The organism is Leptospiraceae bacterium, from assembly GCA_024233835.1.
Taxonomy (GTDB): domain Bacteria; phylum Spirochaetota; class Leptospiria; order Leptospirales; family Leptospiraceae; genus JACKPC01.
This window is the reverse complement of record JACKPC010000006.1, coordinates 62,909-76,709: the sequence shown is the minus strand read 5'-3', so window position 1 is coordinate 76,709 and position 13,801 is coordinate 62,909. Positions and strand designations below refer to the sequence as shown.

Annotated in this window: 13 protein-coding genes; 8 read left to right on the top strand and 5 right to left on the bottom strand. The window is 37.2% G+C overall.

Going from position 1 to position 13,801, the window contains the following annotated elements:
* Nucleotides 1–2 precede the first annotated feature (2 nt).
* Genes pilM through gspN form a run of 3 tightly spaced genes read left to right on the top strand, consistent with a single transcriptional unit; the run spans nucleotide 3 to nucleotide 3,098 of the window.
* Nucleotides 3–1,607, top strand: a complete 1,605-nt coding sequence (gene pilM, locus H7A25_22820; protein MCP5502750.1) for a pilus assembly protein PilM — start codon at nucleotides 3–5, stop codon at nucleotides 1,605–1,607.
* Nucleotides 1,607–2,122, top strand: coding sequence for a hypothetical protein (locus H7A25_22815; GenBank protein ID MCP5502749.1), 516 nt, complete (start codon nucleotides 1,607–1,609; stop codon nucleotides 2,120–2,122). The genes pilM and H7A25_22815 overlap by 1 nt, the downstream gene beginning before the upstream one ends.
* A 1-nt stretch (nucleotide 2,123) precedes the next feature.
* Complete coding sequence (gspN, locus tag H7A25_22810; protein ID MCP5502748.1) at nucleotides 2,124–3,098, top strand: type II secretion system protein GspN; 975 nt, start codon at nucleotides 2,124–2,126, stop codon at nucleotides 3,096–3,098.
* A 6-nt stretch (nucleotides 3,099–3,104) separates the two neighbouring features.
* On the opposite strand, the gene H7A25_22805 is transcribed toward gspN, so the two are convergent.
* The 3 genes from H7A25_22805 to H7A25_22795 all read right to left on the bottom strand — a co-directional run bounded on the left by H7A25_22805 (nucleotide 3,105) and on the right by H7A25_22795 (nucleotide 6,074).
* Nucleotides 3,105–4,676 carry a GMC family oxidoreductase gene (locus tag H7A25_22805; protein ID MCP5502747.1) on the bottom strand — a complete coding sequence of 524 codons (1,572 nt, stop codon included), beginning with the start codon at nucleotides 4,674–4,676 and terminating at the stop codon, nucleotides 3,105–3,107.
* Between the two features lie 662 nt (nucleotides 4,677–5,338).
* Nucleotides 5,339–5,758 carry a hypothetical protein gene (locus H7A25_22800; protein MCP5502746.1) on the bottom strand — a complete coding sequence of 140 codons (420 nt, stop codon included), beginning with the start codon at nucleotides 5,756–5,758 and terminating at the stop codon, nucleotides 5,339–5,341.
* Nucleotides 5,748–6,074, bottom strand: coding sequence for a hypothetical protein (locus H7A25_22795; protein ID MCP5502745.1), 327 nt, complete (start codon nucleotides 6,072–6,074; stop codon nucleotides 5,748–5,750). Before H7A25_22795 ends, H7A25_22800 begins: the two co-directional genes overlap by 11 nt.
* 375 nt (nucleotides 6,075–6,449) lie before the next feature.
* Between H7A25_22795 and H7A25_22790 the strand changes: the two genes are divergently transcribed.
* From H7A25_22790 to H7A25_22780, 3 genes are read left to right on the top strand one after another with little or no spacing between them, the layout of a single operon-like run.
* On the top strand, nucleotides 6,450–6,761 hold the full coding sequence (locus H7A25_22790; protein MCP5502744.1) for a hypothetical protein: 312 nt from the start codon (nucleotides 6,450–6,452) through the stop codon (nucleotides 6,759–6,761).
* Nucleotides 6,758–6,961, top strand: a complete 204-nt coding sequence (locus H7A25_22785) for a hypothetical protein (GenBank protein ID MCP5502743.1) — start codon at nucleotides 6,758–6,760, stop codon at nucleotides 6,959–6,961. Before H7A25_22790 ends, H7A25_22785 begins: the two co-directional genes overlap by 4 nt.
* A 38-nt stretch (nucleotides 6,962–6,999) precedes the next feature.
* Nucleotides 7,000–7,329 (top strand): hypothetical protein, encoded by a 330-nt coding sequence (locus tag H7A25_22780; protein MCP5502742.1) that lies wholly within the window; start codon nucleotides 7,000–7,002, stop codon nucleotides 7,327–7,329.
* 265 nt (nucleotides 7,330–7,594) lie between these two features.
* Here the strand turns inward: H7A25_22780 and aqpZ are convergent, their stop codons facing one another.
* The gene (gene aqpZ / locus H7A25_22775; protein MCP5502741.1) at nucleotides 7,595–8,281 is read right to left on the bottom strand and encodes an aquaporin Z; all 687 of its coding nucleotides are present in this window, start codon (nucleotides 8,279–8,281) and stop codon (nucleotides 7,595–7,597) included.
* Between the two features lie 532 nt (nucleotides 8,282–8,813).
* On the opposite strand from aqpZ, the gene H7A25_22770 reads away from it, so the two are divergent.
* Both H7A25_22770 and H7A25_22765 read left to right on the top strand, forming a co-directional pair.
* On the top strand, nucleotides 8,814–10,256 hold the full coding sequence (locus H7A25_22770) for a hypothetical protein (protein ID MCP5502740.1): 1,443 nt from the start codon (nucleotides 8,814–8,816) through the stop codon (nucleotides 10,254–10,256).
* A gap of 160 nt (nucleotides 10,257–10,416) precedes the next feature.
* The gene (locus H7A25_22765) at nucleotides 10,417–11,982 is read left to right on the top strand and encodes an AAA-like domain-containing protein (GenBank protein ID MCP5502739.1); all 1,566 of its coding nucleotides are present in this window, start codon (nucleotides 10,417–10,419) and stop codon (nucleotides 11,980–11,982) included.
* 126 nt (nucleotides 11,983–12,108) lie between these two features.
* Here H7A25_22765 and H7A25_22760 read toward each other — a convergent pair whose 3' ends face one another.
* A complete protein-coding gene (locus tag H7A25_22760; GenBank protein MCP5502738.1) occupies nucleotides 12,109–13,659 on the bottom strand; it encodes an FAD-binding protein in 1,551 nt (516 codons plus the stop codon).
* Between the last annotated feature and the right edge of the window lie 142 nt (nucleotides 13,660–13,801).

The window sequence follows — 13,801 nt, the reverse complement described above, 5'->3', positions numbered from 1 at the left end:
ATATGCTAAATCAACAATATTTGGTGATTGATTACGGAACGACTCATATTAAAGGAATGCTGGTAAGTGATTCTTTTGGAACTATCAGCATTCTTAGAACAGAAATGCTTCCTCTTGTCGATATCACAGGTGAGGATGAATATGAATATAACCTGGTTCGTTTTATACAGAGTTTTTTTCCGGAAGAGAAAAATTTTATATTAAATTTACCAACAGATAAGGTAATTATCCGTGATATTGTAATCCCGCTCGAGAAAGAAAATGCAGTATGGCAGGCTCTTCCTTTTGCAGTAGAAAGCTTACTTCCTTATCCGATTGAAACGGTCAGTGTGAAAGGTTCAATCTGGAAAAAGGAGGAAGACAATACAAGTCTTGTTACTTTTTCCAGTCATCATAATGATATAGTTCAAACCGTTTTGCCGTTAAAACGGACTGACACGCAGCTAAAGTCAGTTTATACGGATCTGTATTCTCTGGCTGCTATAATAAAGCAACATCATATAAATATTGATGAGATGAATGTGGCTCAACTTGATATGGGTGGGAAGATTAGTATATTTAATGTTATACAATCCGGCAAACTTCTTCATTCGAGGTATTTTAATCTTGGTGGAGATACGATTACTACCGAGATTGCCCGTTATCTTGAGGTAAGTTATTCTGAAGCAGAAGAAATAAAATTAAGTCTGGGCTTTATTCCGGAAGGAACAGAAGTTGAACCCCGTTTTTTACGGCAATTTAATCTAAAAAAAGAAGATGTGGAGGAAATTCGGAAGATTATTATTTCCTTATACGACTCTATTATCTTTGAAGTTCTAAGAAGCTTTCATACATTAAAGCAGGATTTCCAACCTACAGTTCTTTACTTGAGCGGCGGTAGTTCCTTATTTACAGGAATTGAAGAATATTTCGGAAAAGAGCTATCCATAAAAATTGCACGTTATACAACTCCTGTACATATTACAGATCCATTATATGCTACCTGTATTGGAGCCAGTTATCAGTACAGGTTTAAAGCCGGAGAGAAGGTTGAATTTTTAGACTCCGAACTTTCCAAGAAAGTAAATTTGAATCGGTTTAACCTGGAGCGATTTCGACCTCATGTTATTCTTCTGGGTTTAGCTTCGATTCTTTATCTCACAGTTTTTATTATTGGGATTATTATTGATAAAAAGAAAATAAAAACCAACGAAGCAAGTCTGATTCAAAAATATGAGAAAGGCTTTGAAACGAAATATAAGGGTTCTCAGGATGTAATAACAGCCGCCAATAATGCTGTTCGGGCCGAAAAGAAAAAATCAGAGATTGTCAGGTTGTTTTTGAGCAGAGAAAATGTTTTAGACCTGATCATGGATATAAATAATAATTTTCCCGACAAAGGTTCTTTCGATTTCATGCTCGATAACTTTGTATATTCGGGAAAAGATGTGCAGATTTTTGGTAGAGTCCATGAGTTTAATGATCTGGGAATATTAGAAGCCAGGTTAAAAAAGTCCAGAAAATTTAGTGGTGTAGAAGTTTCGAATAAGCGCTTGATTCACGGAGTGGATAAATATAAGGTTAGTTTTAAAGTGAAGTTGGAATTACCGGAAGTGAAGGAAAAATAATGCTGGAAAAATTTGACGAAAGAGAACGACTATTTATTCTGGGTGGAGTTTTAGTTGTATTACTGCTCATTGGATTTTTAGTCTTTACTAAGGTAAAAAAAATTCGAACTGATCTTTCTGAGAGGGTTTCTGAAACAAGAACTCAGTATCTTGAGCTGGACAAGTTGATTAAAGATTATCATTACTATAAATCCTTGAAATCCGGTCAGGCTCAGACTTCACAACAGATTATTTCTAAGATGGAAGAATTACTTAGAAGACATGCCTTAATGGAGCAATTATTTAGTATGAGGGATTCCAAAACGGTTATCTTAAAAAGATATAATAAAATAACTGTAGATATTAACCTGCGATCCGTAAAACTCAATAATGTGTTTAAGCTTCTATATGATATTGAAGTAAACAAGCAGGTAAATAGCAAGGTAGAATATTTTACATTTAGAAAACCTCTGGCCGGGAAAGAGATCTATGATGTAAATATTAAACTTTCTTCGTATAGTATGATAGGAAAATAATATGTTAGATAATGAAGAATTACTTCCGGAAGAAGATGATAGGGAACTGGAAGAATTTTTAGAAATTGAAGATGGCTTTGCCGGAGACGAAGGCTTTGATGAGGTCGAAAGCACTAAGTTAAGCCTTAAGGAAAAACTAATACTCTGGTTTATAGGTTTTATTTCTTTTGTAATATTCTTTATTTACATTTTTCCGTTTGAAGAATTGGGAAGATATTTTATTGCCAGAGCGACTGCACCAAGCGGTGTGATTATTGATTTTAAAAAGCTAAATTTTTCTTATTTTGGTTCTCGAAGTGTAGATAGTCTCGTGATTCAAACTCCTTCTACTGTTAATTTAAAAACTGAGAAATTAGAGTTGAACGCTTCTTTGATAAATCTTGTCTCAGGTAAATTTGATGGAACGCTTGACTTGATTTCTTTTAATTTTGAAAATTCCAGTATTGAATTTTTACTCAGGAATGTCTTATTAAAAGGGAAGTTGAGTAATGTCTTGGAAGGAGACCTTTTAAAGTTACAGGGGACAACCAATATCGATGTAATCGGAGGTTCTATTGTAAAATCTCCTTTTATTGCAGAAATAGATAGTGATTTAAGCGGAGTAAAGATAAAAAATATTTCCGGAGAATTGCAGTTCAACAAGGGAAGCATTTCTTTGAGTAATATTTTATTCAGTACGAGTATTGCGAGTATAAAGCTGAACGGCAGGATTGTATTGAATAAAGATTTTAACAATTCTAATTTGGACTTGAGCCTCTGTCCCAGACTCACAAAATCCTTTGCTAATGAAAGGCCACACGTAGAAAGTTTTCTGCAACTTTATAAGATGCAAAATAAAACGGATTGTATTGAAATTAAAGGAACATTTAGCAGGCCTGCATTGCCGGCACTCAGTAAAATGATGGGACCCGGTGCGGGTGGCTCTTCCGCACCATCGGCACCTTCTATGCCGGCTAACCCGGCAAATAATCCTTGAATGGGTTTATGACTTTGGGGGAATTTTACTCATAGCTCTTTCGCTTATGGCAGTGATCGAGAGAGAAGGATTCACCCCAATGTTCGCTGATATCATGGAACCATCACAAACGAGCATATTTTCGTAACCGAATACTCTATTTTCGCTGTTTATCACTCCTTCGGAAGCATCTTTTCCCATGACGGCTCCTCCTAAAATGTGGGCGGTACTCGGGATACCCAGTATTGCTTCATTTACCAGGGCAAAGGGCATTCCCTTTATAATCTCAGCATATTTTTTAAAAAGAGTAATAGCTTCAGGAATGAATGCAGAAGGCTTTTTTCCCTTCTCCATAGTGGATTTCATACCGAATAGTCCCCGCTTAAAGCGAAGGGTACTATCCAGTGTTTGCATGAAAAGCATTACAGAAGTGCGTTTAGACCAGTCGTCTGTAAAAATAATTTTAAAATTTCGAATCGGGTGTTTGATAAGGTTGATGAAGAGTTGGAAGAAACGAATAAGCATATTGCTTCCATCGACCATGGGTAGAAGTAGAAGTCTCCAAAAACCGGAACCTTTTGAGTAACGTACAGGTTCTAAGTGACTGTTTTCATCTGTGTGCAGAATAGAACCGATGGCCACACCTTTCCAGAACTCTTTACTTTTATCATAGGTTGTAATTGGTATGATGCTTTCCGAGTTCGTGCGAATGTTCCCTCCTATCATATCAGAGATATTTGGTAGTGATGTGGTTTTTAAGCGTAAAAGTAGATCAACAGTTCCTAAAACTCCACCGGCAAAAATAACTCCTTTAGCTGTAACTTCTCCTTTTTTTCCGGAAGAAGATGTGGAGTTTCTCCATTTGATTTTGTAACCTGTCTCTCCCTTATTCCCATCGAGAGGTAAAACATCATAGACTTCGGATTCCGGCTGGATGGTGGCTCCATTTTTTTCGGCAAAGTAAAGGTAGTTTTTATCGAGCGTATTTTTGGAATTATGCTGGCAACCTATCATGCAACCTCCGCAGAAGTTACAACCGGTTCTTTCCGGACCCTTACCACCAAAATAAGGATCGGGAACCGTTTTATTAGGTTCTCCGAAGAAAACAGCTACATGTGTAGGTTCAAAATGATCTTCTTTACCAATATTTTTTGCCAGTTCCTGCAAGGCTAAATCTCCGGCTTCCAGTCTCGGATTTTTGGAAGCTCCCAGCATAGTGAGAGCTGTGTTATAAAAGGGCATGAGTTCTTTTTGCCAGTCTGCAAGGCCGGCCCAGGAGCCCGATTCGAAGAATTTGGACTTGGGTACCGGCAGGGTGTTGGCATAGACCAGGGAACCACCACCGACTCCTACACCGGAAAGGATGGAAATATGACGGAAAAAAGTCATTTTAAAAAGGCCGTGGAATTTAAGCTGAGGGAGCCAGAGCCAGCGTTTGAGGTTCCAGTTGGTTTTAGGAAAGTCCTTACCTTCTAGACGTTTTCCTTTTTCGATTACTAAAACTTTGTAGCCTTTTTCTGTTAGTCTGTGTGCGGAGACAGAACCACCGAAACCGCTTCCAATAATCACATAGTCGTAGTCCAGATTTAAATCACTCATAAATGCCTCTCCGGGAAATTCTATTATTTCCACTTTGTTTTAAAGTATGGCTATCTGTCAAGGCTTAGAACTAGGTGTTTTATGAATACACCTTTCTAAAAAATCTTTAATCCTATCCTTACAGGGAATAAAAATCGGACTTTTTCTTACAACTTTTTTAATTTCCTGTCCAATTTTTAGGGTCAAGCTCAAGGTTCATACTATCATAAAAAGCTATACATAAATATTAAATATTCTGGAAATTCTGTATGCAGGTTAGAAGATATGCTTCCGCCGGAAGCTTATATTATAAAAGATATGTATTGTGATGGAAAGCTACAGATGCCTTTTTAAATTTTTAGGGCAGGTTTTTTTTCTATAATACGGAAGAATCGGAACATCAAGCAACCACGGATGGATTCGGATGATGGAAGCAGGAGGGCTTTAGCCCGACACTTCGGGCAGGGTTGCTGAGTAAGGCGACAGCCTGTATCGAAGCACAGTGTCCGAGAAAGCTTATTTATTATAAGGTTTCCCCAGGGTGGCGGTTTAGCGCTACCCAGAAAGCCGGCAAAAAAGATGCAGCTCAGAATACAACAAGGTTTGAAGGCAAGGATGATAGAAGCTTTTTGGACAAAGCTATGGATGGCTTTGGAGATAGCTTCCAGGCTTTCAAATGAAAATCAGTTAATTATTTCGTTTCTAATGTATTCGATAGCAGATTGCTTCATTAAATTAAAAAAACGTTCATTGCAATAATTCAAATGTTTGTTAAAGTGGTAAGCTGATTGATATGCTTTAACAATATCATCAGATTTTTGAATAACAATATGCTCAAAGGAGTGGAACATAGTTCTATTAAAATCAGGTTTTGTAGTATAACCGATTTCTAATTCATACATATTTTTTGCTTTCTGTTCTATTTCAGTAAAAAGTTGTAAATTAAAATCTTTTTCAGCAAGTGAATCTATTAATTTAGATTCATAATACAAATAGCTTGCATCTGTTCTACTTGCTCGGTTCCTCAGTTCTGATATAGATACTGGTTTGAAGCGATTGAAGCCAAATACGAGAAAGCCCGGAACCTTTTCTTTAATCAGCACTTGAAAATTCCTTTAAAACTCTTCTGGCTGTATCTCGAATGCTTACAATTAACTCATCTTCACTCATAGTGCTGTGAATTTTCATAAGTTTTTCTGCTTCAGTTTTATCACACATAGATAAAATAATGATTTCAAAATAGTTGAGTTTCCTTTTCAGAGCGTTAGTATCATTAAAAAGGATATAGTATTCATGGGTGGTTAATTTTCCATAATTGCTTACACCTTTTTTATTCCACTCGGAAGTCAGCATTTTTCTGTTATCTTTGCTTTCCAGATAAAGCTGTTCTTCTTTTGATACAAAATTAAAGAAACTCATAAATCCCTCCCTCTAACCAAATTCTATTTTCTACTTTATAGTAGTCAAGTATTTTGCTATTTTTTGTAGTATCTAAGCGATTATAACTCAGCAGGAAGGCTTCAGCCGGTTGGACTAAAGAAAGGAGGAGGTCGATTTGCTATTGAGACCAATATAAACGGACAGAGTAATAGGACGAGCTATAGCGAGAAAGAAGGCTTCAGCTCTAAGGCTACTGCAAACTATGGAGGAGCGAAGCTCACAAGCACCTATAGTGAGAAAAACGGTTTTTCTTATGACTTTGATGCAGATGGTTTATTTGGAGATGGAAAGAAAAAAGATGATCAGGTTGGACTTATCAAGAGCATAGACGACCTGGAGAGAACTACCGATACCATGCTGGACGAAAACCGGCAGAAGGTAAAGGAAGCTGAGGAAATATTACGAAGAGAAGAGGAGGAACGGAGGAAGATAGAAGATATTGTGGTTAAAGAACGATACAGTCTGGATGAATTTGGAAACGAAATTAAGGATGGGAAAATTAAGGAAGCGGGTAAGAATTTAAAAGAAGCCAGTATAAATAATGCAAAAGGAAAAGGCTTCAAAACAGACGCGGAGTTAAAAAGTAATGAAGAATATGCTAAATTAGCAGATGAGAGGGAAACGTCTCTGAGGGCTTTAGCCCGGCACTTCGGACATGGTTGTTGAGTAAGGCGACAGCCTGTATCGAAGCACAGTGTTCGAGGAAGCTTATTCATTATAAGGTTTCCCCAGGGTGGCGGTTTAGCACTACCCTGAAAGCCGGCAAAAAAGATGAAGCTCACGATACAACAAGGTTTGAAGGCAAGGATGATAGAAGCTTTTTGGACAAAGCTATGGATAGTTTTGGAGATAGCTTCCAGACATAAGGCCCGGCGACCGTTCCGTCCTTGCAGATGGTAACTCCATGGAGGTACTGTCGGTAGAACAGGAATACAGAGATGAGGTGGAAGATAACCACACTTACTTCGTGAAAGAAAACGCGGTGCTTGAGCACAATTATGATCCTAAAGGATTTATTGATATCGAAGAATTAAGATTGCCCGTTAAACCAGTTAATTCAAATCCAATAGCTAAATATAATAATATTGATGAATTTCTTTTATCAGAATTGAATTCTATAGGAAAAAATACCAAAGAGGATAAGAACCAAATGCTTTTAAATATTGATTTTATAATAAGTATATACTACACTAAGTACAATTTCTTCTATGTATGTTGTGTATCCGGACCGTAGTTTGATACGCTTCGCTACTCACTACAAGTAGTGGGTTTTATAGGATTCAAGCTTACTCTTCTATTTTCTCTGAGTCGGAGGGTTCACTTCAGCCTGGCTCAGCGTAAAAATCCTCCGGTTCAGGGAAAAGCAAATCAGACTTGGATAGAATGAATCGCATAAATAAAAGAGCAAGTGATAAAACTATAGTAGGGAAATAGAATATAACTAATAAAGCTTATGATTTAATTATAGTGTAATTATTACTTTACACTATATAACTTTATCAGTCTTTGCTTGCAATAAATTTGTATGTCAGGGAACCGATTACTCCCCCGATGATAGGTGCTAACCAGAATAACCAGAGTTGGGATACTGCCCATCCACCTACAAATACTGCCATAGCGGTAGACCTTGCCGGATTAACCGAGGTATTTGTTACCGGGATGCTTATCAGGTGAATGAGTGTCAAACAAAGTCCTATGGCTATTGGTGCGAAACCTGCGGGTGCCCGCTCGTCAGTTGCTCCCATAATTACAAAAAGAAATACGGCTGTCATAACTAACTCGACAATGAATCCGGCTACTAAGGAATACTGACCGGGTGAGTGTTCTCCAAATCCGTTACTGGCAAAACCTGCTGAAAGATTGAAACCGGATGCACCGCTTGCTATCAGGTAGAGTATGGCAGCTCCCAGGATTCCTCCTATAACCTGTGCAAGGATATAAGGAAACAAATCTTTTTTATCAGCTCTTCCTGCTAATGTTAGTCCTATTGTAATGGCCGGGTTTAAGTGGCAGCCGGAAATATGGCCTATTGCATAAGCCATAGTTAATACGGTAAGACCGAAAGCAAAAGAGACTCCTAAAAGACCGATTCCTACATTAGGGAAAGCTGCTGCTAAAACGGCACTTCCGCATCCTCCAAGCACCAACCAAAATGTACCAATTAATTCTGCAAAATACTTTTTCATGACTTCCATCCATTTGTTTATAAAACAGTAAGTATCGGTCATATCATATATCCTAATACTTTTTGTCCATAGTAAAATAGAGGTTGCTCATGGAAAAAATGGTTTTCTAAATGCGAATTCTGTCAGTTATTTGACGGTCTAACATACAGCCTCATCGAGGGTTTTTAAAATATCCGTATAATCAGTGTTTAACCTTTTTAGAATAGCTCGGTGTAGCCTGTTACAAACTATGGGAAACTGGTTCATAGCTATAGTTCATAACAATGCTTGAGCCGGATGGATAGGTTTGATTACCTATTTGTCTTTCGTGTGTAAGCTTTACGTAAATTAGATCCTCGCTAAATACCGGTTCTTCACCGGGATATACCTTAAAATTTGACAATCGTATAGAACTGCCCTTGATAGCTGAAATTAACCTTAGATGTTTAAAAACTATCTGAACTGATAGTTTACAAAAGCTCGAAAGGCTGATACAATCCTGAAAGAAGAAATAATTACAAAAGGATAATAATTATTTCTTCAGGAGATTCGTATGATAAAAACAATTCGTTTCATTTTATTAATTTATACTTTCTCAGTATTGTTAATAGCCTGTAAAAAAGAGAAGGAAGATAAAACAGGCCTTTATGCACTGGCTTTGATGTCCTTAAATCAACAAAATGCAGCTTCTCCAGTGGTTACAACGACTACTGCTACCGGTGCTGTTGTTGAATCTTCCACGACTTCCTCCGGTTCAGCCAAGATTCCGGCAAATACACCTGTAGGCAGGCAAGTAAAAGTAGAGGCAAATACTAAGGTAGAACAAACGATAAGTCTTTCCAATACTTCAGCATTAATTCGGCAGGTAAGTTCTCAAGCTATCATTAAACTGAATATGTTTAAAAAAGATGGTTCGCCGGTTACAGGTTGTGCAGAGGTTACTTCTTCACCGGGAGCAACAAAAGTAACTCTTAGCTGTACTGTTTCGGAAGCAGGAGAGTATATTATCCAACTTACCACTACAGCGGCGGCAAGTATAACCTTTGAAGCACCTGTAGGTGGAACGGTGATTGCCAGTGCTGATTCCCAGGGATTGGTTCCTATATCGGCTATTTTTTCCGGTGATCCTACTTACGAAACTACTAAGAACATTTTGCTCGGAGGAATTTTAAGCGATGGTATGACAGTTATAACCATTTATAAGTATGATACAACAGCTAAAGTCTTAGTGCCCTATGGAGAGGCAGATGTTAAAATTACCTTCAAAGATAAACCGGAAACAACTCTAAACTATGGAACTGATTTATTTCCAGGTGTAATTTCCGGTTTTGCCGGTTATAATAATACAGCAAGTACTAATATTCCGGGTTATTATGATCAGAATACGAGAAGCTATCTCAAAGCTACAGGTGGTGATACCCTTCGTATTAAAATTATAGCTAAAGATAATTCCTTTTCTATTGATAAAACAGTTACCTATCCAAATTCTATTTCTAATATAAAATTAGGAGGTGTTGCTTTAGTAGAGAATGTCAGCGTTACCGTTTCCCGTGCTGCGGGTGTTGAAGTTAGCTGGGATATTCCTGCCAGCAATGCACCCGAATTTGTAATGCTTAGCAGGGGACATTCGAAAGTTGCAGACTTTCCTAAAATTTTTTCTGTTCCTGCGGCTGCAAAATCCTATAAGTATAGTTCTGCTGAGCTAATTGCTTATACTACCCTGTCTTCTGAAAATAGTACGGATAATTGTTTGGGTGTTTCTGTTGCTGTTGGAGGTAATCAAATTGTGTTTCCGGCTTTTTTTAATGGAGAAGCAAAATTACCGGGTGCAACAGAGCTGACTCTTCAAAACTCCAGTTTTCTTGTAAATAATATGAGCACTATACCCACAGCGAATTATAATGCTATTACCGGCGCCTGCGAATCGGGAGTAACAGCTTATTTTAGTGGGGGAGGTATTGGCACTTCCTATCCGAAATTAGTGATTACCGAATAATTATTCGATTTAAAAACTGTTCTCTTGTTTAATGAAAGAGAGCAGTTTTTCTTATAAGAACCTTTCCGGGTGATTAATACTTTTTTCTTGTAAGAAGAATCCTTTTTTAGTCTATTTCTTTCTTGACTCTTAAAAATCTTATCTATTTCCTTGTATTATTATGAGACGAAAGAAACGATTATTCAATGTAGCCGGACCCTGTAATTATCAGGACCACTACATGGTACCAATGGTGGAAAGACATCCGGAGGTAGAAGAATTAATCGAGCAAAAACAATATTTCATAATCCATTCACCCAGACAAACCGGAAAAACGACACTGGTGCAGGAATTAGTGAATAAAATACGAAAAGAAGACCACTACTATCCTTTGTATTGTTCCCTGGAATCGGTTGAAGTATTTACAGAACCGGAAAGGGGTATAACTGAAATTTTTCATAATTTAAAATTTTCAATTTCTTATTCTTCTATTCCCCAAAAAGATCTTTATGGTAAAGATTTAGATAAATCAGAATATTCCACTTTGATTAAAAAAAGTCTTTCTGATTTTTGTTCTAAGCTTGATAAGCCTTTGATTTTATTTATAGATGAGATAGACTGCCTCTCCGATAAGACTCTGCTTAGTTTTATTAGACAATTAAGAAATGGTTATATTACTCGAAATGAAATTCCCTTCCCACATAGTATTGCTTTAATAGGAATGAGAAATATACGGGATTTTAAGTTTCAAATTCGAGAAAAGAGAGAGACTTTGGGTACCGCCAGCCCTTTTAATATTATCAAGAGAGATCTTACAATAGATCAATTTACAATTAAAGAAATTCATAATTTATACAGTCAACATACAGAAGATACAGGTCAAATATTTACAGATAGCCTCGTTCAAAAGATATTTGAAAACACCGGAGGTCAACCCTGGCTTGTCAATGCAATAGCGAATGAAATTGTAGAAGATATTCTCAAGAATGATGTTTCAAAAACCATAGAAGCTGATATGGTTGATATAGCTATCCAGAATATTATACTTCGCAGAGATACTCATATTGATAGTTTATTGGATAAACTACAGGAGCAAAGAGTTATAAATGTAATACAACCGCTTATTATCGGTGGTAAGGGAAATATAGAAATATTGCATGAAGATACACAGTATTGTTTGAATCTGGGTTTAATTCGTATGGATAAAGAACTGGGCCTTGTTCCGGCAAATAATATATACAAAGAAATAATTATAAGAACCTTAAATTATCAAACACAGTATGATCTTTCATTAGAAGTTAAAAATGAATGGATAAAAGAAGATGGTCATATAGATATGAATGGACTATTAAAAGAGTTTCAGGTCTTCTGGCGTTTGAACTCCGGTATATGGGAAGATAAATATCTGTACAAAGAAGCGGCTCCTCACTTAGTTTTAAATGCTTTTTTACAACGTGTGATTAATGGTGGAGGTCATATAGCCAGAGAGTATGCGTATGCCAGAGGTCGTATGGATCTCTGTGTTCAATATAAAAACAAAAACTATCCCATAGAAATCAAGCTTTTGTACAATAAAAATACCATACAGGAAGGCTTCGAACAGTTATCAAATTATTTGGATGGATTAGGAGAAAAACGTGGTTGGTTGGTTATCTTTGATAGAGATCCTAATAAAACCTGGGAAGAAAAGATAAGCCAAAATACAGTGAAATATAAGGGATATGAAATAAATCTACTGACTTGTTGAATGGAATTTATTGAAATTGAAAATTTAAAATCATATTACCAACAGTTATTTGGATCCATTCCTGGTTGGTAATATTCTTTTTATCTCTCAAAGCCTACAGCGTACTCGAATCTATAAGAAGCTACTCTAAGCTTTAACGCAGGCCTGTGCACAACGAATCCCATCCATTGCAGCAGAAATAATACCACCGGCGTAACCGGCTCCTTCTCCGGAAGGAAATAAGCCTTTAATGCGAATATGCTGAAGACTTACCGGATCTCGGGGAATTGTAACCGGGGAAGAGGTTCTGGTTTCCGGTGCTAAAACTACAGCCTCATTTGTAAGATATCCTTTCATTGCCTTACCGAACTCTTTAAAACCTGCTCTCAAGGCTTTATGTATAAGTGGAGGTAAAACAGAAGCCAGGTCTACCGAACTGGTTCCCGGATTATAAGAAGTTTTTGGTATTTCACGAGAAACTGTTCCATTAATAAAATCTAATAATCTTTGTGCCGGAGCTTTTTGTGTTTGTCCGGCTTCCATCCATGCTTTTTTTTCTATCCTCTTCTGAAACTCCATTGCTGCTAAAGGTCCGAACTTACTGAGAGATGTGAAGTCCTCCGGTCGTAATTCAACAACAATACCCGAATTAGCTGTGGGTCTGGCTCTTTTAGAAGAAGACCAACCATTGGTAACAATTTCCCCCGGACTGGTGGCACAGGGAGCAATTACTCCTCCCGGGCACATACAAAAAGAATAAACTCCTCTTCCATTCACCTGTCTTACAATCGAGTAGGAAGAGGCAGGTAGGTAGGGACTACGCACTTCACAATGGTATTGAATGGAATCGATTAGAGACTGAGGGTGTTCTACACGTACCCCCATTGCCAGTGGTTTTAGCTGTATTTCAATCCCTTTAGAATATAATAATTCAAAAATATCTCTGGCTGAATGTCCTGTAGCCAGAATTACTTTTTTAGAAGAGAAGCGTCTGCCATCGGAAGTAATTACTCCGGTGATTTGATCTCCGTTTAAGATAAAATCAGAAACTCTTGCATTAAAAAAAACTTCTCCACCATTTGCTAAAATAGTTTCTCGAATGTTTCGAATAATCCCTGATAGCTTATTGGTTCCAATATGGGGATGCGCCTCAACTAAAATATTTTTATTGGCACCGAAAGCAACTAATTGTTCTAATACCTGCCGAACATTTCCTTTTTTTTTGGAACGGGTATATAACTTTCCATCAGAATAGGTTCCAGCTCCTCCCTCTCCAAAACAATAATTAGAATCTTCATTTACTATCGAGTGCGAGACAATTCCACGAATATCGAATATTCTATTTTCAACACTCTTTCCTCTTTCCAAAAGAATCGGTTTTAAACCCAATTCAATAAGTTGCAGAGAAGCAAATAAGCCCGCAGGACCGGAACCTACGACAATCACTTCTTCGGCATTTTTTACATTGGAGTAATTTGGAAGAGAAACCGGCTGTTCAACAAATGATTCACCGATATATACGCGAACTTTGAGATTCACCATAACCGTTCTCTGTCGAGCATCTATAGATCGATTTACGACTTCTATGTGATGAAACTCAGTTTTCGGAATTTTCAGGGTAGTGGAAATCCTAGTTTTCAATTCTTCTTCGATTCCGGCAATTTCCGGTAAAACTCTTAGTTCCAGTTCTTTAATCATAATATAATGTATACACTTCTATCATGATAAAGCCTGTCATCAGTTTTTAAAGGTAATGAGGATTTATCCAAAAAAAAGTTTCTTTTTAAACGAAGCATGAAATAAATCTACCAACTTCTTGAAGGGAATTTATTGTAAGGAA

Excerpts from the sequence above, each read along its gene's own strand:
- pilM (MCP5502750.1), top strand. The coding sequence starts at position 3 with ATGCTAAATCAACAATATTTGGTGATTGATTACGGAACGACTCATATT.
- H7A25_22815 (MCP5502749.1), top strand. The coding sequence starts at position 1,607 with ATGCTGGAAAAATTTGACGAAAGAGAACGACTATTTATTCTGGGTGGA.
- gspN (MCP5502748.1), top strand. The coding sequence starts at position 2,124 with ATGTTAGATAATGAAGAATTACTTCCGGAAGAAGATGATAGGGAACTG.
- H7A25_22805 (MCP5502747.1), bottom strand. The coding sequence starts at position 4,676 with ATGAGTGATTTAAATCTGGACTACGACTATGTGATTATTGGAAGCGGT.
- H7A25_22795 (MCP5502745.1), bottom strand. The coding sequence starts at position 6,074 with ATGAGTTTCTTTAATTTTGTATCAAAAGAAGAACAGCTTTATCTGGAA.
- H7A25_22790 (MCP5502744.1), top strand. The coding sequence starts at position 6,450 with ATGCTGGACGAAAACCGGCAGAAGGTAAAGGAAGCTGAGGAAATATTA.
- H7A25_22780 (MCP5502742.1), top strand. The coding sequence starts at position 7,000 with ATGGAGGTACTGTCGGTAGAACAGGAATACAGAGATGAGGTGGAAGAT.
- aqpZ (MCP5502741.1), bottom strand. The coding sequence starts at position 8,281 with ATGAAAAAGTATTTTGCAGAATTAATTGGTACATTTTGGTTGGTGCTT.
- H7A25_22770 (MCP5502740.1), top strand. The coding sequence starts at position 8,814 with ATGATAAAAACAATTCGTTTCATTTTATTAATTTATACTTTCTCAGTA.
- H7A25_22765 (MCP5502739.1), top strand. The coding sequence starts at position 10,417 with ATGAGACGAAAGAAACGATTATTCAATGTAGCCGGACCCTGTAATTAT.
- H7A25_22760 (MCP5502738.1), bottom strand. The coding sequence starts at position 13,659 with ATGATTAAAGAACTGGAACTAAGAGTTTTACCGGAAATTGCCGGAATC.